Origin of the sequence: Pseudoalteromonas sp. BSi20495, assembly GCF_000241185.1 — a bacterium.
Lineage (GTDB): Bacteria > Pseudomonadota > Gammaproteobacteria > Enterobacterales > Alteromonadaceae > Pseudoalteromonas > Pseudoalteromonas fuliginea.
In genome coordinates this window covers 24,535-46,296 of record NZ_BADY01000001.1, presented here as the reverse complement: position 1 = coordinate 46,296, position 21,762 = coordinate 24,535, and the positions used below count along the sequence as shown (strand labels likewise).

Genomic DNA, 21,762 nt, shown 5'->3' with positions numbered 1-21,762 from the left:
AAAAAGGTATAACAATGAATAAAAAAATTATAGCAACATCATTAATATGCAGCTTAATAACTGCAAAATACTGTGCAGCAAATGATTTTTATACGCAACCAAAGCTAAATAAACCAATTTCACAAGTGGTCAATTCTTTGGGTAATAGTTGCCAAGATTTTAAAGCCGATACAGAAAATGATCATGTGTTTGAAGTTAGTGATCACCATCAAGCATTTGAGCTATCACACAAATGGAAAGACGGCTCGCATACTGCTTTTATTGCACACTCAGAAACAAGTAGTGGTGATTTAGGTCAAATATTAACATTTAGTGCAAGCAGTAATGTGTTCAACAACAACGATGAAATCAGTAGCAATACCACACTACCTCTACGAGATAAAATACGTATCTCGGAGCAGCACCCATCTGGTATAGCGTGGCTTCCAGCTCCAAACGATAAAGATGAAGGCTATTTATTTATAGCCTCTGAAAACGAAATTAAAGTACGGGTAAGAAAATTTAATTCAACAAAAGATTTAGGTCAAAGCGCTGAATTAATACAAACAGAGTTAAACAAGATTACCGATGTATGGCTTGCTCAAGTCGATAATACTACTTGGTTAATACTCCATCATATGGGAGAAGCAAAAGGAGTCGCTTATAAAGCTGATTCTGAGCGCTTGTTTCAATACAACACTCCACAAAAAGGCACTATAAATATAGACGCTTTTGAGCGAGTAAATAGCTACAACACAGCAAAAAATACGCAATGTAATAGTGTTGGTCAAAATGCCCAGCTAGTTCAAGACAGTAACAATGACTGGTTTGTTGTCCACTCTTATACTGGTGGTACTATTTGTGGCGCTAATATTGGCGACAATCATGTTAATGCTTACTCGGTAAGCTTCAATAACAATACTGCCTTTAGCGTATCTACGTCAGCTCCGGCAGTGAAAACTACACTAAGCCGTGCCATTGGCCCAACAGATCCCGGTGCCGATGGTGCCAGCGGATTTAGGATAAACAATAATGGGCAATTAATTGCCTATTTAGGCGCGCAATATGCCTATTCATCCTTTTTTAATTGGAAGTCCGCACTACGTGAATGTCGCTCTAGTCAATAAACTAAAAAACAGATCACTATTTTAGATTAATCTTTTAGAGCTGAGTTTCAGCTCTAAAAGATCAACACTCTCACTTAAATAAAAAAGAATATTTTATGCAAAAATACATAACTTCATTTCTCATTAATTTTTTACTGCTTTTGATTTGTTGCCCATCAATTGCCGCCAATGACTCATTCACTTTAGGTGTTATTGCCGATTGCCAATATGCAGAACAAGCCAATAAGGGTACTCGACACTATACATCTTGCCCTCAAAAATTCAGCACTGCGGTTGAGCAATTTAATCAACACCCTTTATCGGGTGTATTACATTTAGGCGACTTTATCGACCGTGAATTTAAAAGCTTTACCCCATTAAATACAATATCATCGTCGCTTAATACTCCTATTTATCATGTATTAGGAAACCATGAATTTTCGGTAGATGATAAATTTAAAATGCGCATAACTAACACTTTAAACATGCCATCGCGCTACTACAGTTTTGAAATAAACAACTGGCTCTTTATCGCCTTAGATGGCAACGATGTGAGCACTTACGCATGGCCTAAAAATAGTAAAAAACATCAACAAAATATGACCTTGTTTAACTCTCAATATAAAGGGCACGAAGAGTGGAATGGCGCAATTGGTATTAAACAGCTTAAGTGGTTAGAAGAAAAGCTAAAAGTAGCGCAAGTAAAAGAGCAACCTGTTGTGCTACTGAGTCACTTTCCTATTTTTCCTGAGAACAATCATAACCTATGGAACGCGCAAGAAGTGCTAACCCTTATTAGCCAGTATCCAGCCGTAAAAGCATGGTTTAATGGTCATAACCATGTAGGTAATTATGCAAAAAAAGACGGTATTCACTTTGTGACTTTTCATGCCATGCTTGATACCGACACAACTGCATTTAGCACTCTTGAATTTTCGCCAACCCAACTTAAAATCAATGGTCAAGGGAGGCAGCTTTCAATGGTTCTTCCCATTAAATAGCTGCAAAAAACTAAGATAACCTATCGCGCTATATAATAACGCGTACAAGGTGAGGATTAGCGTGACTATGAAACTTAGTTACGCATTTCTGGCACTTATATAGCTATGCAATTGCTCAATAGCACTTTGCATTTGGCGGCTTATATCACCTAGGCTAAACCCTGTTGCCACTTTAATTTGTTGATATGTTTCACCATGAATTCGACTACGTACTATAAGGTCTCGCTGCTTATCTGTAAGCGTATTCATCGCATATGAAATATATTCAATTCGCAAATTCATGCTACATAGATCCTCAGGGCTACCTTGCGTACATAATGGTTCATCAATATTATCGCGGGTATCGTCTAAAAAATGTTGAGTGTTTTTAAGGCGGGAACGATAATTTAAACCAATGTTAATAGCTGAACGAAGCAGATAAGCTTTCGGAAACTCTATTTTATCAATATGCTGATGTGATAACATATTACTAAATGCCTCCTGCACTAAATCTTCATGGTCGCTAAGGCTTGCCCCAAAAAAATCACGGACTCTACGGTTTAGCTCACTGTTGTGCTCGGTATATAATTTTTCAAAAAATGATTCGATAATCATAAAATGACTTTAAAAACCTCTTAATTCAAAAGTAAAAACAACTGTGTTAGCTGTTGTATTTAAGAGGATTAATCTAGCATTAAATTATGCTAAGAATATGACAAACCAAGCGTTTATCACTAAAAGGTCATTTATTAGCTAAGTTACGACTCAGCAGTGATGTGCTCGTTAAGCGCTGTTTTTTCGTCAATACTAAGGGCCTGCTTTGATTTCGCGATAAAATCGTATCTCACCATAACGGCTTTACCTATTGCGCAGCATTTATCATGTTGCCATGCTTCTTGCCTAAGCGTAAAAGAGCTAGTGCCTATATGCTCTACAGAGGTTTTTACTGTTACTTCGTGGCCATAAAATAATTCGCCTACAAACGACACTTCAACTTTGGCGATAATCAATTTCCAATCATGTGGATTTAAGTCCGGTGTAAAAAACTTAAAAATAGGTCCACGTGCGACTTCAAACCATACAGGTAGTACGGTATTGTTAATGTGTCCGAGTGCATCTGTTTCGCTAAAGCGCGGCATCACTTTTTCAATAAACATAAAAATCCAATAATAATTATATAAAGGTAAACCATGACGGACTTTATACGCGTTATTGATAACGCATTAAGCGATGAGTTTTGCGATGAATTTATTACCACATTCGCGCAAAGCCCGCATGTAAAACAAGGGGTAACATCGGGCGGTGTCGACTTAAAGAAAAAAGATAGCCACGACCTACACTTAAATAATCACCCCGAATATGCACAACAATTAAAACATATACAACAAACGACTGCACAGCATGTTTTTAAGTATGTTGAAGAGCATATTTTTATGATGATTGGGGCGTTTGGCTTAAAGGTCTATCACCCAAAAACAGGTGAAGTAGTCGATTTAACCCAAGAGAATTTTGAAGAAGTGGGTAAACCACAATTACCTTTGCTAGTTCAGCAAATTTTTAGACTTGGTAATATTCAAGCGCAAAAATACGAAGTAAATAAAGGAGGCTACCCTTACTGGCACAGTGAGGTTTATCCGCAGCTACAGCATAATGAAGCACTACATCGCGTGTTGTTATTTATGTTTTATTTAAACGATGTTGATGAAGGCGGTGAAACTGAGTTTTACTATCAAAACCGTAAAATAGCACCTAAAAAAGGCACTATGGTAATAGCCCCAGGCTACTTTACACATACTCATAGAGGTAATAAGCCAGTATCAAACGATAAGTATATTTTAACATCGTGGGTGTTGTTTAATCGCGCAGAACAAATATATGGTGCGCCAAAGAGTTAGCGCACCAAAATCAGTATTATTTAACCGAGCAGTTCATCAAATAAATTAAACAACTGATCTAGCTCTTCAATGGTGTTGTAGTGCATACAACCAATGCGCACTACACCGCCTTTATCAAGCACATCTAATTGCTTGCACAAACCTTGCGCGTAAAAATTACCATCCCACACGCATATATGCTGCTTACCTAAAAATTCTGAAACGGCGCGTGGCTCAAGCCCTTCAAAAATTAAAGCAAAAGTAGGTGTACGCTCATTTAAGCGATCAAAGTCATCAATACCAAACAGCTTAATGCGTGGGTAGTTTACCAAGCGCGTTAAAAAGTGTTCGCTAAGCGCCATTTCGTGCTGCTTAGTTTTAGCAAAAGCTATGCTTAACTTTTTGCGGCGTGAATGGCTATCATCAAGCTCACTAATCGCCGCAATGTAATCAACAGCCGCGATAAAACCAGCCATTGCTTCAAAGCTTTGTGTGCCGGTTTCCCAGCGACCTGGTGCTATGTCTTTAGCTGGCTCAACTTTGTACGGTGTAAACCCATCTAAATGCTCTTTTTTACCGTAAACCATACCCAAATGCGGACCAAAAAACTTATACGCCGAGCAAGCTAAAAAGTCGCAATCAAGTGCTTGTACATCAACAAGTTCATGCGGTGCGTAATGCACTGCATCAACATAAACAAGTGCGCCTACGCTGTGAGCACGCTCTACAATGCGTTTAATATTATTAATTGAACCTGTGGTATTTGACGCATACGTTACCGCAACAAGCTTAGTATTACTGTTTAATAAGCTTTCAAACTGCGCCATATCTAAGCTGCAATCAGCTTCGTTAATAAGCGCAGTATTTACAACAACACCTTTATCTTCTGCGGCTTGTTGCCATGACGATACATTCGAGAAGTGATCAGCGTTAGTTACAATTATTTCATCGCCAGCCTGCCAATCACGCGAAATTGCACGGCTAAAGCTAAATGTGAGGCTGGTCATGTTTGGACCAAACACAATTTGTTGTGAGCTAGGTGCATTAAGTAAGTCAGCGGCGGCTTGGCGCGCATTCGCCATCAACTCAACCGTTTTATCACTTGAAAAAAAAGCGCCACCTAAGTTCGAATTATAATGACCTAAATAAGCAGTCATCGCAGTAAGCACCGATGTTGGTACCTGCGAGCCGCCTGGTCCGTCTAAAAATATTGGCGATTTACCATCAACGTCTTGCATTAATGCTGGAAACTGCTCACGTAATTGCGTTATGTTCATGCTTATTCCTTAAGACGTTAATACAAAACAATCCAGGTAACCTGGTTTGCTAGCATCAATTTTGTTCATCGGTGTTGCGTTGTGCCACACTTGACGGTCGTTTATTAATGCAAACATGCCGTCTTTTATTTCCATTTTAAAACAAGGCTCAGCTTGCTTGCTTTCGTATACAAGCAGTTCGCCACCTTCTAAGTTCTCGTGAGATACACCGCATATACATACATGGTCAAAACCATCTTGATGCACGCCTTCTGGCGCTGCAGGTGTATCGCTATCAATGGCAAGCATGCGGAACTGATGAATTTCAATATCGCGCTGTTCATCAATACCGGTAAGTTGGCGAAACTCATTGACGATATTTTTCATACCCTCTGATTCAAGTAAACTTTGCTCTAGGTTTTCGTAAGTACGCTCTACATTACCCTGAAAAGTATTAATTGAATCGTCTTGAACAAATGCTTTGGTTTTTTGTAACTTTATTTCACCATTTAGCATTTTAACTACTGAATAACGACGTTTACGAAAAGCACCATCTGCATATGGATTTGCAGGCAGGTTATCAAAAGAAGGCTTAACCAAATCAATATTTACTTGGTTAATAAAACGTAGTTGCAGTAAATTCTGGTTGTTTAATGCTGTCATAAAATCTCGCCTAAAATAATGAGAATATTGGTGAGGATTTTAATGCATATTGAGAGGATTTTTTGCTTTATTACTCAACTTAAAAACAACTTAAGGCCAGAGTTAATACAAAAATATAAAAAAAGAAGCATGAACTATCTAATATTTATTTTAGTCAATAAAAAACCCGCCGAAGCGGGTTTTTAAACAAACTTTAAAAATTATACAGCTTGTTGAATAATAACCTTGTCTGCTTTTTTAGTGTAAGCAGGCATACGGTGGAAGTTCAAGTAACGGTAAGTATCTGCAGCCGTTGCATTGATCTTCGCTGCATACTCTTGGTACTCAGCTGGAGTAGGTAATTTACCTAAGATAGCCGCTACAGCAGCAAGTTCTGCTGATGCTAAGAATACGTTTGCACCATTACCTAAACGGTTAGGGAAGTTACGTGTAGAGGTAGACACAACCGTTGCTTTGTCTGCAACGCGTGCTTGGTTACCCATACAAAGTGAACAACCTGGTGTTTCGATACGTGCACCAACACGTCCAAATATACCGTAGTAACCCTCTTCAGTAAGCTGGTCTTTATCCATCTTAGTTGGTGGAGCAACCCAAAGTTGAGTTGGTAACTGACCTTTAAAGCCATCTAGTAATTTACCCGCTGCGCGGAAATGACCGATGTTAGTCATACAAGAACCGATGAACACTTCGTCGATTTTCTCGCCAGTAACGTCAGATAGTAAGCGCGCATCATCTGGGTCATTTGGAGCACAAAGAACGGGTTCTTTAATCTCAGCTAAATCAATTTCAAGTACATGCTTGTACTCTGCATCAGCATCAGCTTCCATTAGTTCTGGGTTAGCTAACCAATCTTGCATTGCAGTAATACGACGCTCAATAGTACGTACATCGCCGTAACCTTCAGAGATCATCCATTTAAGCATAACAATGTTTGACTCTAGGTATTCTGCGATAGATTCTTTAGAAAGTTTAACCGCACAACCTGCTGCTGAACGCTCTGCAGATGCATCTGATAATTCAAATGCTTGCTCAACAGTAAGGTGCTCAACGCCTTCAATTTCTAGTACACGACCAGAGAATTCGTTAATTTTACCTTTTTTCTCAACTGTTAATAAACCAGCTTTGATACCGTAGTAAGGAATTGCATGTACAAGGTCACGTAAAGTGATACCTGGTTGCATTTCGCCTTTAAAACGAACCAAAATAGATTCTGGCATATCAAGTGGCATAACACCCGTTGCTGCTGCGAATGCAACTGCACCCGAACCTGCTGGGAATGAAATACCTAGTGGAAAACGTGTATGTGAATCACCACCAGTACCTACAGTATCTGGTAGTAACATACGGTTTAACCATGAGTGAATTACACCATCACCTGGGCGAAGTGAAACACCGCCACGGTTCATGATGAAATCAGGAAGCGTATGGTGAGTGTTTACATCGATAGGTTTAGGATAAGCTGATGTATGACAGAAAGACTGCATGGTTAAATCTGCAGAAAAACCTAAACAAGCTAGATCTTTAAGTTCATCACGTGTCATAGGACCTGTTGTATCTTGCGAACCAACAGTTGTCATTTTAGGCTCACAGTATTGACCTGGACGAATACCTGCAACGTTACATGCTTTACCAACCATTTTTTGCGCTAGTGTGAAGCCTTTGTCAGATACTTCTGTTGCTGTTGGTACTTTAAATACGTCAGTTGGAGCTAGACCAAGTGATGTACGTGCTTTATCAGTTAAACCACGACCAATGATTAGTGGAATACGACCACCAGCACGAACTTCATCTAAAATTACATCAGATTTAAGCTCAAAAGTAGAGATTACTTTATCTGTACCATGTTGCTTAACAACACCTTCGTACGGGTAAATGTCGATTTGCTCGCCCATGTTAAGTTCATCAACATTTAACTCGATTGGTAATGCGCCTGAATCTTCCATTGTGTTGAAAAAGATTGGCGCAATTTTATTACCTAGACATACACCGCCAACACGCTTGTTTGGTACGAACGGGATATCATCGCCCATAAACCAAAGTACAGAGTTAGTTGCAGACTTACGAGAAGAACCAGTACCAACAACATCACCTACATATGCAAGTGGTAAGCCTTTAGTTTTTAATTCTTCAAGCTGAGAGATTGGACCTACTTCGCCTGGCTTGTCTGGTGTAATTCCATCACGTTCAATTTTTAGCATTGCTAAAGCATGTAGTGGGATATCTGGACGAGACCATGCATCTGGTGCAGGTGACAAGTCATCCGTATTTGTTTCGCCAGTTACTTTAAATACAGTTACTGAGATCTTTTCAGCAACAGCTGGCTTATTAGTAAACCACTGCGCATTTGCCCAAGACTCAATAATTTGCTTAGCGAATGCGTTACCCGCTTTTGCTTTTTCTTCAACATCGTAGAACGCATCAAACATAAGTAATGTATTTGAAAGGCCTTTAACTACGATTGGTGCAAGTGTTTCGTCATCAAGTAGGTCAATCATTGGTGCGATATTGTAACCGCCCAACATTGTACCTAATAATTCTGCCGCTTTTTCTTTAGAAACAAGTGGAGAATTAGTTTCACCTTTAGCTATAGCTGCTAAAAATCCCGCTTTAATATAAGCAGCATCGTCAACACCCGCTGGTATACGCTGAATAAACAAATCTAAAATGAATTCTTCTTCACCTGCAGGTGGATTTTTGATTAATTCAATAAGATCAGCAGTTTGCTGAGCATCTAATGGCGCTGGTACGATACCTAACGCGGCACGTTCTTCTACGTGTTTACGATATTCTTGTAGCACAATATTGCCCTCTTGGTGACGTGAAAGTATCCGGTAGCGCTTCAAGCGCAAATAAGTTACCCAATACTTATAGTATTCTAACGCGTAATTATAAAGCTTTTATGGATAGATGAAAATCCATCCAGTTACGCAACTGATTATACCGATTATAAATACTATGAATAGTGGTTGTAGTAAAAACTATTCCCATGAATACTTGTTAAGTAATAATCATTACCATTAACCAATATTAATTTATTACAGACATAAAAAAACCCAGCGCTTGGCTGGGTTTCTATTACAAACTATTTAATTAACGTAAAACTTTAACGTTTTTGATAGTTTTGATATGCGCTTCTACACGACGGTTTTCTGCGTTTGCAGCTTTAGTGTTTGCATCATTTTTAAGACGCTCTTCACCTAAACCAACTGTAGTAATGCGATCTTGAGCAATACCATCAGCAACAAGTTGCTTAGCTACAGCATCAGCACGCTTTTTAGATAACCATTTATTGTAAGTTGCTTTACCTACAGCTGAAGTGTGACCTTCTAAAAGCACTGTTGTACCTGGGTACTCTTTTAAGAACTCAGATACTTTTTCGATATCATTTAAGTACTGAGTAGATACTGCTGATGTATTATTAGGGAAAGTCACTAATAAGCTTACAGTTACTTCTTTATCTTCATATAAAGTACAACCAGTGCCATCAACTGCGTCAGTCATTGGCGTGTTTGGACATCTATCGTCAGCATCTAAAATATTATCATTGTCGCTGTCTGAAGGAGCAACTGCAACTTCAACTACTTCTGGAGCTGGTTTTACTGGCTCAACTGGTGCTGAGTTTTGGCCAAATAAGTAGTTAATACCAATTTTAGCGCCTACATCTGTGTAACCACGGTCAAGACCTTGGTATACAGCTGTTTCAGCATTTACAAATAAACCATCTGTAATGAAATGTTGGTAACCAACACCTGCATTTAAGAATGTGTTGTCATCTACTACGTCCATTTCTTTAATACCGAAAAGACCGTAGAAAGGACCGCCATTTAAATGATAAAGAGCATCAATACCGTAACGCTCGCCATCAATACTGTTGCGGTTGCCAGCAACTTTATCAAAAGCATTAAAATCCATGTCTGCATATTCTAGGCGTGCGCTCCAGTAATCACTGAAACGGTAACCAGCTTCAACACCCCAACCAGTTGATTCATTTACATCAAGACCAGCTTGGGCACGCATGTTTTTCCAAGATGCGTCATAGTAGTCACCAAATGCGCCAATGTAGAAACCTTCTTCTTTATCTGCAGCAAATGTAGATACGCTAGTTGCAGCTAACGCAATTGCGATTGTAAGTGATTTTAATTTCATTGTTTTCTTCCCATTTTAACAATTAAAAATTGTAGCTAATCAATACTAGCTCAATCTGTTTTATACAGACTAACCGAACCTTTGTTAATCAATACTTAACGAATAATAAAGTTTATAAATTTTTTAATGATCTATAACGACATCCAACCACCCATTGTAGGTGAAATTAAAAATATTACCTACTCTGCAAATAATTTATAGTTGTGGTTTTTTTATAAATCGATAGCCTGCGATAAAAACAGGAACAATTCAGTTAAATGCACTTTTATACACAGCAAAACTTACTTATCCTTATAAAATGGATGATAACACTAGAATTTATTTTGCTCAATCAATGAACACTTCTAAAAATGAAAAATGAATATTTATAATCATAAACTTACATCTAAAATTAATAGTTAAGTACCGCAAAAAGTACGATACCCCTGATCACTTTTAGGAGGCGTCTGAAAATCGACAAGCTTATTCACTTCATTATAAGGATTGCTCAGTACTTTTAAAAAATCACTTAATAGCGCACTTGACCCCATTTCGCTGTAGTCAGTAATAATTGATTCAATGATGTGATTGCGTGGTATTACTCGAGGGTTCGCTTTTCGCATTACTGTATAACTATTTCCATCAACCCGGCTTTGCCATTTACATGCCCATTGCGCTAATGCTTCAGGAATAAGCGCTTCCTGTTTTAACGACTCAGTTAATGCATCAAAGGTATTGGTGTAATCGAGTTCATGAACTTTTAATAATGTTAACAATTCTGCAACTAATTTTGTATCGTTTTCATCAATACCGACTAAGCCCAACTTTTTTGCCCACATAACCGTAAATTCAGTATTAAACTGTTCAGCAAAGCTATTTATATGTGGCGTCATTAGCGAAACAGCTTGCTCATCATCGTCATGAATTAGTGGTATCAGACTTTCAGCTAAACGGGCACAGTTCCAGTTAGCCATATTCGGCTGGTTACCAAATGCATAGCGGCCTTGTTTATCAATAGAACTAAATACAGTATCAAAATCAAAACTGTTCATCATGGCACATGGGCCGTAATCAATGGTTTCTCCGCTTACTAGCGTATTATCTGTATTCATTACTCCGTGAATAAAACCAACACGCATCCAGCTCACAATTAGCTTAACTTGGTTTTTAATCACTGCGCCTAAAAAGGCTAAATAGCGCTGCGAACCTGTATCAGTTATTTCTGGGTAGTGTCGCTCTATAGCTAAATCGGCTAAATTTTTAAGCCCTTCAACATCGCCTTGCGTCGCTAAATATTGAAATGAACCAACACGAATATGGCTCGTTGCTACGCGAGTAACGATAGCCCCTGCTTGTGGCGGATTACGGTAAACCGTTTCGCCACTGCCAACAACCGCTAAGCAGCGTGTGGTTTTAACTCCCAGCGCATGCATTGCCTCGCTCATTACGTATTCACGAATAGCAGGACCAAGTGCACAACGCCCATCCCCTCCTCTTGAGTAAGGAGTAGCACCAGAGCCTTTTAATTGAATATCCCACAACTGGTTTTTTTCATCATTAATAGCGCCCAGTAAATGCGCTCGCCCATCGCCTAAACGTGGTGAAAAATGTCCAAATTGGTGCCCAGAGTAACCAAGTGCTACCGCAGGAATCGCTTGTTTCTCGTTACCGCTAAAAGTGCTAGCACGCAAATCAGCTGCAACGTTAATATTAAACTCTTTTGCTAAGCTCTCGTTCCACAGCAATAACTGAGGAGAGGCAACACTTGCAGGGAAATCTTCTATCGCAAAGTTTTCCGTAATGTCTGTGTATCTTGGCACTAATTTCATGGTAATTCCTATTATTGCTGACTTATACCAACACGGTTGTCACCAACGCCATAAGCAACAATTAAACTTAACTCTTGCATACTTAAGCCGCTTTGCTTTTGCATTTCATTAAAAAAGGCTTGGGTTGCATTTAGTGACTTTTTAGTTTGTAAGCCGCCATCTATAATTTTATGGGCGCGTAAGTAACTCTCTACATCGCGTGATAGTAAAAAGGTATCTTTACCAAGTGCTCGTAGCGCATAAGGTCCTGTATTTCCGCCTAAACGCGCACCATGTTTTTTTAAATACGCCCATAAACCAATAATATCGTCTGCTGGCCAATTAGCGATAAACTGACTAAAACTGCCATGTTCCCCTGCTATTTCGTGGATCATGTAAGCATTTTCGGTAATTGTTTTTACTTTTTTATAGTTACGAACAATTCGCTCATCCGTTGCTTTTTGTTCCAGCATATCAGGTGGCATCATTAATAACTTATCAACGCTAAAATCCCAAAAAACCTCTCTAAAGCCTGGCCACTTATTATTAATGACTGACCAATAAAAGCCGCTTTGAAATACTTTTCGAGTAAATTCCTCAAGCCAATCGTCGTCACTTAACGTGCTTAGTTGTTTTTTAGATAGCGGTTTTGCAAGTAATAACTTAAGCATTTTTTCGGAGCCTTTTCGCTCTACCGCTCGCTTATAAATATCGCTAAATTTTTCCATACTAATTAAATACCTCACTACTTATATTGCTAGTGTACGAGAAAAGCACCCAATACGTAACCACTCCCATTATGGATGAATGAATATGCATTTAGTCGCTTGACACCTAGACGGCTAAAATGCTTTAATCGCCGTAATTACCCTATTTAAATTGCACAGGTTTGTAAGTTTTTACTCTACAAACAGGTGTAAAGGGCTAGAAGAGGTGCGTTATTCAGGTAGCGTATGTTAGGAGCGCAAACTCCAGTGAGCATACGTGAGGGGAATTAACGCCGAGAAGTAACCACTTTTGCGAGGTGTTTATTTCGGGCGACTAGGTTGAACCCTAGCGACTGTCACCAATAGCTGCTTATAAAAGCAGCTTATTAGTTTGGTGGAGAGCTTCTGGTCTTAAATATTAAGGCCGTGCGCCCTATTATTTTAAGCCCATTCGCTCTTCGAATTATTAGTTCGAACGACGTTAATGCGGCTCCTTCCATAAAGCTTTTTAACTCTTCGAATAATACCAATTGCATTAAATTAGTTATCGCTAAAATGATCACGTTTTTAATAAAGTTGGTACAAATTATAAGTTCGTGAGAGATGATCAACAACTTCAATTTAAACGACTACTCATTGTGGACCGCGCTCGTAACGCCATTTGATCAACACGGCGATGTTGACTACAACACGTTAACTAAACTGGTTAGCGAGCAAGAAGCGGCACATAACGGTATTTTACTACTTGGCAGTACGGGCGAAGGTTTAGCACTCACGCTAAAAGAGCAACAAGCCATTGTTGAACACGTTTGCCAGCTAAAACCAGCAGTACCACTCATGGTTGCTGTGGGCGGTAGTAACTTAAAGCAACAAATTGAGTGGGTTAACTACTGTAATACATTGCCAATTCATAGCTTTTTACTTGGTTCACCGCTTTATGCAAAGCCCGGCGCTATAGGTCAAACTCATTGGTTTGAAAGCCTACTTAATGCAAGCGCTCACCCGTGTATGCTTTATAACGTACCGGGACGAAGTGCTGTTAGCATCCCAGCGGCAACAATTCAAAACTTACAAAACAATAAAAATTTATGGGCGTTAAAAGAAGCGAGCGGCAGTATTGCTCAGTTTGAGTCTTACCGCCAAGCAGCCCCTAATTTAGCTATTTTTAGTGGCGACGATGCGCTGATGCCTTACTTTGCACAAGCAGGTGCAAAAGGATTAGTGTCGGTAGCTGCAAATGCATGGCCCGCACAAACTCACGAGTTTGTTAAACGCTGTTTAAGTGGTCAACACCCTAATTTATTTGCCCAGTGGTCAAGCGCTATTAATAGCCTATTTGCTGTCGCAAACCCTATTCCCGTAAAGGTACTGATGCATTTGCAAGGTCGCTTAAGCAGCCCGCAACTTCGTCCACCTTTAACACACCTTGAGTTAACTCAAACCGATTGCATCACAACTGCAAACAACACCATTTTATCTTGGCATTAAATACAGGTTTTTATAATGAGCTGGTTAGAACTATTAAATAATTTAGAATCGGGCGCTGTACGCGCAGCATCACAAAACGAAAGCGGCCAATGGCAAGCTAACATAGAAGTAAAAAAAGGTATTTTAGAAGCCTTTAAAAATGGCACTAATACTGAGTTTGCAGGTGGTTTTGTTGATAAACATAACTTAGCTCCGCAAGAGTTTAGTACTGAAGATGGCGTGCGAATGGTGCCGGGTGGCTCAAGTGTTCGCCGTGGTGCTTATGTGGCTAAAGGCACGATTATTATGCCACCAGCGTATGTAAACATTGGTGCATATATCGACGAAGGCACAATGGTAGATAGCCACGCATTAGTTGGCTCGTGTGCACAAGTAGGTAAAAACGTACATTTAAGTGCTGCAGTTCAGCTTGGTGGTGTACTTGAGCCAATTGGTGCAAGCCCAGTAGTGGTTGAAGACGACGCCTTTATTGGTGCGGGCTGCATTATTGTTGAAGGCGTAGTCATTAAAAAAGGCGCAGTACTTGCCCCTGGCGTGCGTTTATCAGCAACTATTCCAGTATACGATTGCGTAAACGAGCGCCAACTTGATAAAGGCGAGCCAATCCCAGAATATGCCATTGTAATACCGGGCTCTCGCCCTGCGTCAAACGAATGGGCACGCGAACAAGGCCTAAGCATGTCGTGTGCGTTAATAGTTAAATACCGCGACGAGAAAAGCGATGCATCGTTATTGCTTGAAGAGGTTTTACGATAATGAGCTTTTTGAGCACGCCTATCAAAACCGCTGTAAATACTATTACACAACAACTTGATACACCTTTTTTTGTTTACGACCTAGATCAACTAAACACGCATCTTGCGCGTTTAGTTGCGCAAACCGATGTAAAACTGTGGTACGCGGTAAAAGCAAATCCACTGTCTAAAATAATTCAAAGCTTAGACAGCGCTGGCTTTAATTTTGACGTAGCAAGTAAAGGTGAGCTTGAGCAAGTACTCGCACAAGGTATTAGCTCGCAGCGCGTGCTCAACACAGGGCCAGCAAAAAGCCCTAAACAAATTAAACACTTTATTGAGCGCGGTGTGCGTATATTCGTAGCAGAAAGCCTCAATCAAGTACGTTGGTTAAACCAACAAGCACAATTGCAAAATACACAGTTACAAGTATTACTGCGTGTACAATTACGTTGGCCTGAAGGTGAAAAAAACCCACTGGGCGGCGACAGCCTCACACCATTTGGTTTGGGTTGTGATGAGTGGCAAGCACTTAATGTAGCCGACTACCCTGCACTTAAATTTGACGGCTTACATATTTTTCAGTGGGGCAACATGCTTAGCACACAAAAGCTAAGCGAATTGTGGTCACAAATGATTGCACCACTTAGCCAACTTGCCAGCGATTTAAATATCAGCCTTAAAATTCTCGATTTAGGTGGTGGTTTAGGTATTCCCTACACACAAAATGAAACAACACTTGATTGGGATGACTTAATAGCTGCGCTCGCTAAAATTAAAAATGATGCGGGTGTAGATGAATTATGGATGGAACTTGGTCGTTATGCCGTGGGCGAATGTGGTCATTACGCAAACCCAGTAATAGAGCGCAAACAAAACTATAATCAACAGCAAGTAATTTTAAGCGGCGGCATAAATCACTTATTACGCCCTGCTGTTACCAGCCAAGACTTTCCTGCTGCGTTACTGCGTGAATCCAGTGCTAAAACTCAAGCAGTCACTTTATACGGCCCGCTTTGTACAGCGCTTGATTGCTTAGGTGAACATAACCTGCCAAGCGATTTAAATGAGCACGACTGGCTAGTATTTAGCCAATGCGGTGCTTACGGCTTTACCGAAAGTATGCCGTATTTTTTATGCCATGAGCTAGCTGCTGAGTACACATTGCAAAACGGTACACTTACCTGCGTTCGCCAAGCCGAAAATGCCAGCCACTATTTAAGGTAATAAGCATGAGTAATACAACACACATCAGCCAAGAGAACATTGTAGTAGGGGAAGTTGCAAACGGCTTACCGCTTACAATTCCTGTGTATCGTTTAAAAGGCGATGGTACAGGGCCTAGTGTTTACATTCAGGCCAATATGCATGGCGCTGAAGTGCAAGGTAACGCAGTTATTTTTCAGCTGCTTGAGCAATTAAAACACCTTAATCTTAATGGCGATATTACCCTTGTACCTTATGCAAATCCGATTGGTTGTAATCAAAAATCTGGCGAGTTTACCCTTGGCAGGTTCGATCCGATTACGGGTACTAATTGGAATCGTATGTATCACTACAATAAAAATTTAGTGGCACAGTTTGTACAAAATCATACTCAGTATGACGACGCTACATTAAAAAGCAACTTCAAACAGGCGCTTATTGACGAAGTAGACAGCAAACTCAACGGCCCTGCTTATTTACTTAATACAGGTAAACGCATTGCGCTTAACTTACAAAAGCTCGCTCATCAGGCTGATATAGTACTCGATTTACACACAGGTCCTATTTCAAGCAAACATTTGTACTGCCCAACCTATGCAACCGACAGCGCACGTTACTTTAATATTGAACATGTATTGCTTATTCCTAGTGATTTTGACGGCGCTATGGATGAAGCTAACTTTTGCCCGTGGTGGCATTTAAGTGATGCACTTAGCGAGCAAGATCGTGAATTATCAATACCTGTAGAAGCATTTACTGTAGAGCTAGGCAGCCAAGAAAAAATAGACTTAAAAGAAGCACTAAACGATGCAAACAGTATTTTGAGTTACTTAAACCACAAAGGCGTATTACAAAATGCAATGCATACTCCAGCCGATATAACTCGTTATGCTTGTAATTTAGACGACTACTTTGCTTATTACGCCCCTATTGGCGGTATGGTTGAATACATAGCACCTCTTGGTGGGCACATTAAAGCCGGTGAGCCTATTGCTAATATTTTACGCATGGAGCGCTACTTAAACGAGCAGCCACTACAAACACTCACTCTTGATTGCGATGCAATCGCGATTCTGCACTTTGCATCGGCAAGCGTTAACCAAGGTACAGAACTTTATAAATTTTTTACTAACGTATTCGAGCTTTAGCTCCCACTTCTCATTGCGTGAGAGTAATACCAATTGCATTAAATTAGTGATCTATTATAGCGATAAGAAAATAGCTTAATAACAAGGCTAAAATTATGATACAGAGTTGTTCTATATAAATAATTTTTAACGTAGTTAGTGAGTTATTTAATACGCTAGAATGATCATGTTTTTAATAAAATTGGTATAAATTAACTAAAGTAGTTAATTTGCATTAGAAAGCGGCCCAGGCCGCTTTTCTTTTGATCTGTGTTTATCTCAAATACGTATAATACGAAGTATAAGAAAAAATTCAGTAAAAGTTCACCGTTACATATGTAAAAAGACGTTATAATTAAATTAACGCATACAATAACTTAAACTCACAAAGGAACTACAATGAGCTGGCGCCACTGGATAACACTTTCTGCCTTAATAAGTACAGCTACCTTAGCACAAGAAGAGGTTGCTACAAACGAGCAAGACAACGAAATAAACCTTGTAAAACAGTGTATTTTAAACGAAGTTATTGGTGGAGACGGTAAACAAACTCTAGACGATCTTCGTAAAAAATGTTCAGCTCTTGAAGAAAACAAACAACTTACCGCGCTTGATAAACGCCAAGCACGTGAAGAAGTGGGTAAAAAAAATCGTAATGTTATTACGCCACATAAACGTAATTATATTTTACCTCTTTCGTACGTCTCACATCCTAACAGTCGTCCTTTTGATGGCTTTGATGAATTAACGGATGAAGAAGATGGCGAACCACTCGATAACTTAGAGGCAAAGTACCAGCTTTCTATTAAAGTACCTTTGTACGATGATTTTTCAGATGAAGACCAAGCATTATTTTTTGGTTTTACGCTGCAATCATATTGGCAAATATATAATTCAGAAATCTCCTCACCATTTCGTGAAACGAACTACGAACCTGAAGTTTTTTGGATAAACTACCTCGACCCAGAAAATGTACTTTGGGGCGATGAAATGGCAATTGTTTTAGGTATTTCACATCAATCAAATGGTCGTAGCCAGCCCAACTCACGCTCATGGAACCGTATTTACGCTGATTTCATTTGGGAAAATGAAGGGTTTGTTTTTAGTTTTAAACCTTGGTATCGCATAGCCGAGGACGAAAAAGACAACGTTTTAGAAGCTAAAGGCGACGATAATCCAGACATATACAAATACATGGGCTATTTTGAATTTAGCGGTGCATACCGTCTTAACGATCATGAATTTAGCTTTATGTCGCGTAATAACTTAAATTCAGACAATCGTGGTGCTATTCAGCTTGACTGGTCATTTCCATTATGGGGCCGAGTTCGTGGTTATGCACAATACTTCAATGGTTATGGCGAAAGCTTAATTGACTATAATGCCGATATAGAACGTATTGGTGTAGGTATATTATTAACCGATCTGCTGTAATACTTCCCTAAGTTTTACGCATTAAAAAGCCAAGCATTGCTTGGCTTTTTAGTGTTTTGAACAACTAAACAGTTATTTTTTTACTACAAACTGCCCTTCAAACTCCGCAACTATATTATCACCATCATAAATAGTAACAGGCACAACATAGCTTGCTTTACCTTCGGTTTCTAAATCGCTCAACTTACCTTTGCAGGCTTGCAAATCTACACAGCCACGTGGATCGGTATTAAGTGGTTTTAAATACTTAATGTTAGCATCGGCTAATACAATATTACCTTCAAGCCCAGCTTCTTTGAGTGCTAAGTACGTAGCACCCCAACCTGTTAGCGTGGCCAAGCTATAAATAGAACCTGCAAACATGGTGTTATGTAGGTTTAAGTTAGCGTCTAGGTCGGCGCTGGTTGTAAATTGCCAATCGGTGTAGCTTTCTACCTTAATACCCATCGCATCACTAATTGGAATAGACTCACGCCACGTATTTTGTAGCACTTGCGTCCAATTAGGATGACGGAACCAGCCTGGCTCACACGGTTTTTGCTTTACCATTTTAAAGTGTTGTACATCGCCATACGCTAAGTGCGCTTTTTCTTTTAATTCGTAACCGTGGCGTTTATAAAACTCAAGCGCACGTTCGCGTGCAAACAAAACCAATTCATCGGCATTTTGTGTCCATGCTATTTTTTCAAGCTCATGAAGCAAACGACTACCAATATGCTGATTACGGTTCCCCTCTGCAACGGCCATGTAGCGCACTTGTGCTTGCTCATGACTGTTAAAGTGCAAACGTGCTACGCCTAGCACTTCACCTTCTTTATTTTTTATAAAGCGATGCTCAGAATCTTGCTCCATATCGTCTTGCTCAGAGCCACGCGGCTCGCCCCAAGGTGCGCGTAATACCTGCCAGCGCAATTGGTAATACGCTTGCCAATCTTCGCTACTTTGTGGGGTGCTTACCTGAAACATACATACTCCTGTTGTTATATAAGCCGTAAATAAAAATCAAAAAGGCTACGGCGCTATACTAATCATATTGATTATCTACAAGCTAGAAAGCTCAAATAATTAAATCGCTTGGTATTTTTATTGTAAATACCATACTCCATCTTTAAAAAACTGCAAATACGACTTTGGTGATGGCCATAAAATATCTAAAAATTAATAACACAAGGCATTGCCATTTAACGGTGCTAGTTTATGCTGAGAATATGATAGAAAAAATCAGTTATATAAATTCGCTGACGGGCTTGCTGGACGATCAATTTATTGAGAATAGCCACAGCATTGGTCAGTTAATCTATTGGCATAAATGCAGTGGCGATCACATTCAGATACGTGGTCATGAGCAGTTGCGCTGGTTACTCATTAACGACACACTTCAATCTGTTATTGATTTAAATGACCCGAGTTTATTACTTTTTCCACATTTATTGTGCTTAGGTAAGCACTGGCAAGCTCTTAGCGCGCCAAAAAAGGTGCTAGAACTTGGCCTTGGCGGCGGTGCAATTCGTAATTATTTACAACACAAATACCCCAAAGCACACATAACATCCGTTGAAAAAAACGCTGATATTATTGATTGCTATACCCAGTTTTTTTCGTCAAATAAGAATGAGCAACTGCTGTGCGCCGATGCACAACAGATTTTAAAAAGTGTGCAAAATATTGATTGGATTATTCTAGACTTATTTAGCCAAATAGACGCACCTCGATTTTTATTTGAAGAGGCATTTTATAAAAAAATCTACTCGGCTTTAAATAACAACGGCGTGCTATTTATTAACTTTTTATCGCAGCATGAGTCGCAATTAAAGCAACTTCAGCAGCTATTACTCGATGTATTTGGTTGTAATGTTAGCCCGCAAAAAATTACGGGCTACGTGAATCATATTGTCGTGGTAACCAAAAACTTAAACAGATAAGTTAAACGTAACGGGCCCATCGTTACACAAGCTTACTTGCATATCGGCACCAAACTCACCTGTGGCTATTGTAAGCCCCAACTCTTTAGCTTGAGCTACAAAGTATTCGTAAAGCTCGTTAGCTTGGCTTGGCGTTGCCGCAGATGAAAAACTAGGGCGCATACCCTTTTTAGTATCAGCCGCTAAGGTAAATTGCGAAACCACAAGTAACTGACCTTTAATGTCTTTGAGGCTTAAGTTCATTTTGTCCTTTTCGTCAGTAAAAATACGATAGTTACTTACTTTGTGTAAAAGCTTATCGGCCGTTTGCGTATCGTCGTGTTTTTCAACACCCAGCAACAACAATATACCTTGGCTAATTTCGCCTACAACTTGATTATTAATTTCTACCTTGGCATGCTTTACGCGCTGTATTAACCCTTGCATTTAAACTGTGTCCTTTACTGTTGGCTTGTCATCTTCAAACTCAATTTCTGGTGTTTCTGGTATTTCATCTGGGCTAATACATGCTGTAAATTCAGCGCCAAGCAAAACAACAACCCACGATAAATACACCCAAACAAACAAAATAGGAATCGTCGCCACTGCGCCGTAAATCACTTCGTACGAAGGAAAATGGCTAATATAAAGTGCAAACCCTTTTTTAGTTAGCTCAAACAAAAGTGCCGCAAATAATGCTCCCGGTATCGCCGCTTTAAACGATACGCGCGTATTAGGCACTAAGGTGTAGAGCATAATAAAGCCCACCATCGAAATACCATACGGCAATAGCTTTAACAAAAACCCGCTAAACCCAGGAATACCCTGATCAGCAAACGATACCAAAGATACAATATAAGAGGTAACACCAATGCTGGCACCAAGTAACATAGGCCCTAAGCTCAAAACCATCCAATATACTGCAAAGGAAATCATCATCGGGCGCTTTTTCTTTATTCGCCAAATGCGGTTTAGCGTGGCATCCACATTACGTATTAGCAACAATGCAATTGCAGCTAAAAAACCAATACCTACTGCGGTCATTTGGTTTGCGTTACCGGCAAAAGAGCTAATATGCTCTCTAATAACATCGGTAGAAGTAGGCACAAAGTTAGTAAACAAAAAGCTCTCAATCTCCATACGAGTGGATTCAAAACCTGGAAAAGCCGAAAATATAGCAACACCCACTGCAATAAGCGGTATCAAAGAAAGTAACGTAACATAGGCTAAATAGCCGGCATTAACCGTTATTTGATCATCTATACAGCGATTAAAATACTGCATCCACCAACTTGGCTGCTGGCGTATAAAGGTCTTAACTTGCTGTTTGTAATTGGAGAGCTTATCATTCATACAATTGACTTGTGCTTATGT

20 protein-coding genes and 1 riboswitch are annotated in these 21,762 nt (G+C 39.6%); of the genes, 9 read left to right on the top strand and 11 right to left on the bottom strand.

All coding sequences use genetic code 11. The features are described 5' to 3' along the window. Window positions 1–14: 14 nt before the first annotated feature. Entirely contained in the window at window positions 15–1,106 is a 1,092-nt protein-coding gene (locus P20495_RS19705; RefSeq protein ID WP_008133373.1) for a hypothetical protein, read from the top strand. 95 nt (window positions 1,107–1,201) lie between these two features. Beyond that, entirely contained in the window at window positions 1,202–2,086 is an 885-nt protein-coding gene (locus P20495_RS19710) for a metallophosphoesterase (protein WP_008133371.1), read from the top strand. A 78-nt stretch (window positions 2,087–2,164) separates the two neighbouring features. Here the strand turns inward: P20495_RS19710 and P20495_RS19715 are convergent, their stop codons facing one another. Together P20495_RS19715 and P20495_RS19720 are read right to left on the bottom strand one after the other, a co-directional pair. Continuing rightward, window positions 2,165–2,680, bottom strand: coding sequence for an RNA polymerase sigma factor (locus P20495_RS19715; RefSeq protein WP_007376236.1), 516 nt, complete (start codon window positions 2,678–2,680; stop codon window positions 2,165–2,167). 143 nt (window positions 2,681–2,823) lie between these two features. After that, window positions 2,824–3,222 (bottom strand): thioesterase family protein, encoded by a 399-nt coding sequence (locus P20495_RS19720; protein WP_008133370.1) that lies wholly within the window; start codon window positions 3,220–3,222, stop codon window positions 2,824–2,826. 33 nt (window positions 3,223–3,255) lie between these two features. Here P20495_RS19720 and P20495_RS19725 point away from each other — a divergent pair, with 33 nt between their 5' ends. Then, a complete protein-coding gene (locus P20495_RS19725) occupies window positions 3,256–3,960 on the top strand; it encodes a 2OG-Fe(II) oxygenase (RefSeq protein WP_008133369.1) in 705 nt (234 codons plus the stop codon). A gap of 20 nt (window positions 3,961–3,980) precedes the next feature. Here P20495_RS19725 and P20495_RS19730 read toward each other — a convergent pair whose 3' ends face one another. The 6 genes from P20495_RS19730 to P20495_RS19755 all read right to left on the bottom strand — a co-directional run bounded on the left by P20495_RS19730 (window position 3,981) and on the right by P20495_RS19755 (window position 12,519). Next, a complete protein-coding gene (locus tag P20495_RS19730; protein WP_008133368.1) occupies window positions 3,981–5,216 on the bottom strand; it encodes a cysteine desulfurase-like protein in 1,236 nt (411 codons plus the stop codon). Between the two features lie 9 nt (window positions 5,217–5,225). Beyond that, the gene (locus tag P20495_RS19735) at window positions 5,226–5,858 is read right to left on the bottom strand and encodes a 2OG-Fe dioxygenase family protein (RefSeq protein WP_008133367.1); all 633 of its coding nucleotides are present in this window, start codon (window positions 5,856–5,858) and stop codon (window positions 5,226–5,228) included. 200 nt (window positions 5,859–6,058) lie between these two features. After that, window positions 6,059–8,656 carry a bifunctional aconitate hydratase 2/2-methylisocitrate dehydratase gene (gene acnB / locus P20495_RS19740; RefSeq protein WP_007376231.1) on the bottom strand — a complete coding sequence of 866 codons (2,598 nt, stop codon included), beginning with the start codon at window positions 8,654–8,656 and terminating at the stop codon, window positions 6,059–6,061. Window positions 8,657–8,948: 292 nt separating this feature from the next. Further along, window positions 8,949–10,004, bottom strand: coding sequence for an OmpA family protein (locus P20495_RS19745; RefSeq protein WP_007376227.1), 1,056 nt, complete (start codon window positions 10,002–10,004; stop codon window positions 8,949–8,951). Between the two features lie 398 nt (window positions 10,005–10,402). Next, the gene (locus P20495_RS19750) at window positions 10,403–11,812 is read right to left on the bottom strand and encodes a YdiU family protein (RefSeq protein WP_008133365.1); all 1,410 of its coding nucleotides are present in this window, start codon (window positions 11,810–11,812) and stop codon (window positions 10,403–10,405) included. An 11-nt stretch (window positions 11,813–11,823) separates the two neighbouring features. Further along, on the bottom strand, window positions 11,824–12,519 hold the full coding sequence (locus P20495_RS19755; protein ID WP_007579979.1) for a DNA-3-methyladenine glycosylase I: 696 nt from the start codon (window positions 12,517–12,519) through the stop codon (window positions 11,824–11,826). A gap of 192 nt (window positions 12,520–12,711) precedes the next feature. After that, window positions 12,712–12,911: riboswitch (Lysine riboswitch) on the top strand. A gap of 190 nt (window positions 12,912–13,101) precedes the next feature. Between P20495_RS19755 and dapA the strand changes: the two genes are divergently transcribed. The 5 genes from dapA (at window position 13,102) to P20495_RS19780 (ending at window position 18,487) form a co-directional block, all read left to right on the top strand. After that, window positions 13,102–13,986: a 4-hydroxy-tetrahydrodipicolinate synthase gene (gene dapA, locus P20495_RS19760; protein ID WP_008133360.1), complete on the top strand. Its 885-nt coding sequence runs from the start codon at window positions 13,102–13,104 to the stop codon at window positions 13,984–13,986. 15 nt (window positions 13,987–14,001) lie between these two features. Continuing rightward, window positions 14,002–14,742, top strand: coding sequence for a 2,3,4,5-tetrahydropyridine-2,6-dicarboxylate N-succinyltransferase (locus tag P20495_RS19765; RefSeq protein WP_008133358.1), 741 nt, complete (start codon window positions 14,002–14,004; stop codon window positions 14,740–14,742). Next, entirely contained in the window at window positions 14,742–15,947 is a 1,206-nt protein-coding gene (locus tag P20495_RS19770) for a PLP-dependent decarboxylase (RefSeq protein ID WP_008133357.1), read from the top strand. Before P20495_RS19765 ends, P20495_RS19770 begins: the two co-directional genes overlap by 1 nt. Window positions 15,948–15,952: 5 nt before the next feature. Continuing rightward, window positions 15,953–17,074, top strand: coding sequence for a succinylglutamate desuccinylase/aspartoacylase family protein (locus tag P20495_RS19775; protein WP_008133356.1), 1,122 nt, complete (start codon window positions 15,953–15,955; stop codon window positions 17,072–17,074). Between the two features lie 378 nt (window positions 17,075–17,452). Further along, the gene (locus P20495_RS19780) at window positions 17,453–18,487 is read left to right on the top strand and encodes a phospholipase A (RefSeq protein WP_008133355.1); all 1,035 of its coding nucleotides are present in this window, start codon (window positions 17,453–17,455) and stop codon (window positions 18,485–18,487) included. A gap of 72 nt (window positions 18,488–18,559) precedes the next feature. Here P20495_RS19780 and P20495_RS19785 read toward each other — a convergent pair whose 3' ends face one another. Continuing rightward, a complete protein-coding gene (locus P20495_RS19785) occupies window positions 18,560–19,453 on the bottom strand; it encodes a bifunctional GNAT family N-acetyltransferase/hotdog fold thioesterase (protein ID WP_008133354.1) in 894 nt (297 codons plus the stop codon). 242 nt (window positions 19,454–19,695) lie between these two features. On the opposite strand from P20495_RS19785, the gene P20495_RS19790 reads away from it, so the two are divergent. Continuing rightward, on the top strand, window positions 19,696–20,409 hold the full coding sequence (locus P20495_RS19790) for a spermidine synthase (protein ID WP_008133353.1): 714 nt from the start codon (window positions 19,696–19,698) through the stop codon (window positions 20,407–20,409). Here P20495_RS19790 and dtd read toward each other — a convergent pair. Together dtd and P20495_RS19800 are read right to left on the bottom strand one after the other, a co-directional pair. Next, window positions 20,398–20,835: a D-aminoacyl-tRNA deacylase gene (gene dtd / locus P20495_RS19795; RefSeq protein WP_008133352.1), complete on the bottom strand. Its 438-nt coding sequence runs from the start codon at window positions 20,833–20,835 to the stop codon at window positions 20,398–20,400. The two genes, P20495_RS19790 and dtd, sit on opposite strands and share 12 nt — an antisense overlap. After that, entirely contained in the window at window positions 20,836–21,741 is a 906-nt protein-coding gene (locus P20495_RS19800) for a virulence factor BrkB family protein (protein WP_008133351.1), read from the bottom strand. Window positions 21,742–21,762: the final 21 nt, after the last annotated feature.

Excerpts from the sequence above, each read along its gene's own strand:
- P20495_RS19775 (WP_008133356.1), top strand. The coding sequence starts at position 15,953 with ATGAGTAATACAACACACATCAGCCAAGAGAACATTGTAGTAGGGGAA.
- P20495_RS19705 (WP_008133373.1), top strand. The coding sequence starts at position 15 with ATGAATAAAAAAATTATAGCAACATCATTAATATGCAGCTTAATAACT.
- P20495_RS19755 (WP_007579979.1), bottom strand. The coding sequence starts at position 12,519 with ATGGAAAAATTTAGCGATATTTATAAGCGAGCGGTAGAGCGAAAAGGC.
- dtd (WP_008133352.1), bottom strand. The coding sequence starts at position 20,835 with ATGCAAGGGTTAATACAGCGCGTAAAGCATGCCAAGGTAGAAATTAAT.
- dapA (WP_008133360.1), top strand. The coding sequence starts at position 13,102 with ATGATCAACAACTTCAATTTAAACGACTACTCATTGTGGACCGCGCTC.
- P20495_RS19720 (WP_008133370.1), bottom strand. The coding sequence starts at position 3,222 with ATGTTTATTGAAAAAGTGATGCCGCGCTTTAGCGAAACAGATGCACTC.
- P20495_RS19735 (WP_008133367.1), bottom strand. The coding sequence starts at position 5,858 with ATGACAGCATTAAACAACCAGAATTTACTGCAACTACGTTTTATTAAC.
- P20495_RS19725 (WP_008133369.1), top strand. The coding sequence starts at position 3,256 with ATGACGGACTTTATACGCGTTATTGATAACGCATTAAGCGATGAGTTT.
- P20495_RS19745 (WP_007376227.1), bottom strand. The coding sequence starts at position 10,004 with ATGAAATTAAAATCACTTACAATCGCAATTGCGTTAGCTGCAACTAGC.
- P20495_RS19770 (WP_008133357.1), top strand. The coding sequence starts at position 14,742 with ATGAGCTTTTTGAGCACGCCTATCAAAACCGCTGTAAATACTATTACA.
- P20495_RS19715 (WP_007376236.1), bottom strand. The coding sequence starts at position 2,680 with ATGATTATCGAATCATTTTTTGAAAAATTATATACCGAGCACAACAGT.
- P20495_RS19710 (WP_008133371.1), top strand. The coding sequence starts at position 1,202 with ATGCAAAAATACATAACTTCATTTCTCATTAATTTTTTACTGCTTTTG.
- P20495_RS19800 (WP_008133351.1), bottom strand. The coding sequence starts at position 21,741 with ATGAATGATAAGCTCTCCAATTACAAACAGCAAGTTAAGACCTTTATA.
- P20495_RS19780 (WP_008133355.1), top strand. The coding sequence starts at position 17,453 with ATGAGCTGGCGCCACTGGATAACACTTTCTGCCTTAATAAGTACAGCT.
- P20495_RS19785 (WP_008133354.1), bottom strand. The coding sequence starts at position 19,453 with ATGTTTCAGGTAAGCACCCCACAAAGTAGCGAAGATTGGCAAGCGTAT.
- P20495_RS19750 (WP_008133365.1), bottom strand. The coding sequence starts at position 11,812 with ATGAAATTAGTGCCAAGATACACAGACATTACGGAAAACTTTGCGATA.
- P20495_RS19765 (WP_008133358.1), top strand. The coding sequence starts at position 14,002 with ATGAGCTGGTTAGAACTATTAAATAATTTAGAATCGGGCGCTGTACGC.
- P20495_RS19730 (WP_008133368.1), bottom strand. The coding sequence starts at position 5,216 with ATGAACATAACGCAATTACGTGAGCAGTTTCCAGCATTAATGCAAGAC.
- P20495_RS19790 (WP_008133353.1), top strand. The coding sequence starts at position 19,696 with ATGATAGAAAAAATCAGTTATATAAATTCGCTGACGGGCTTGCTGGAC.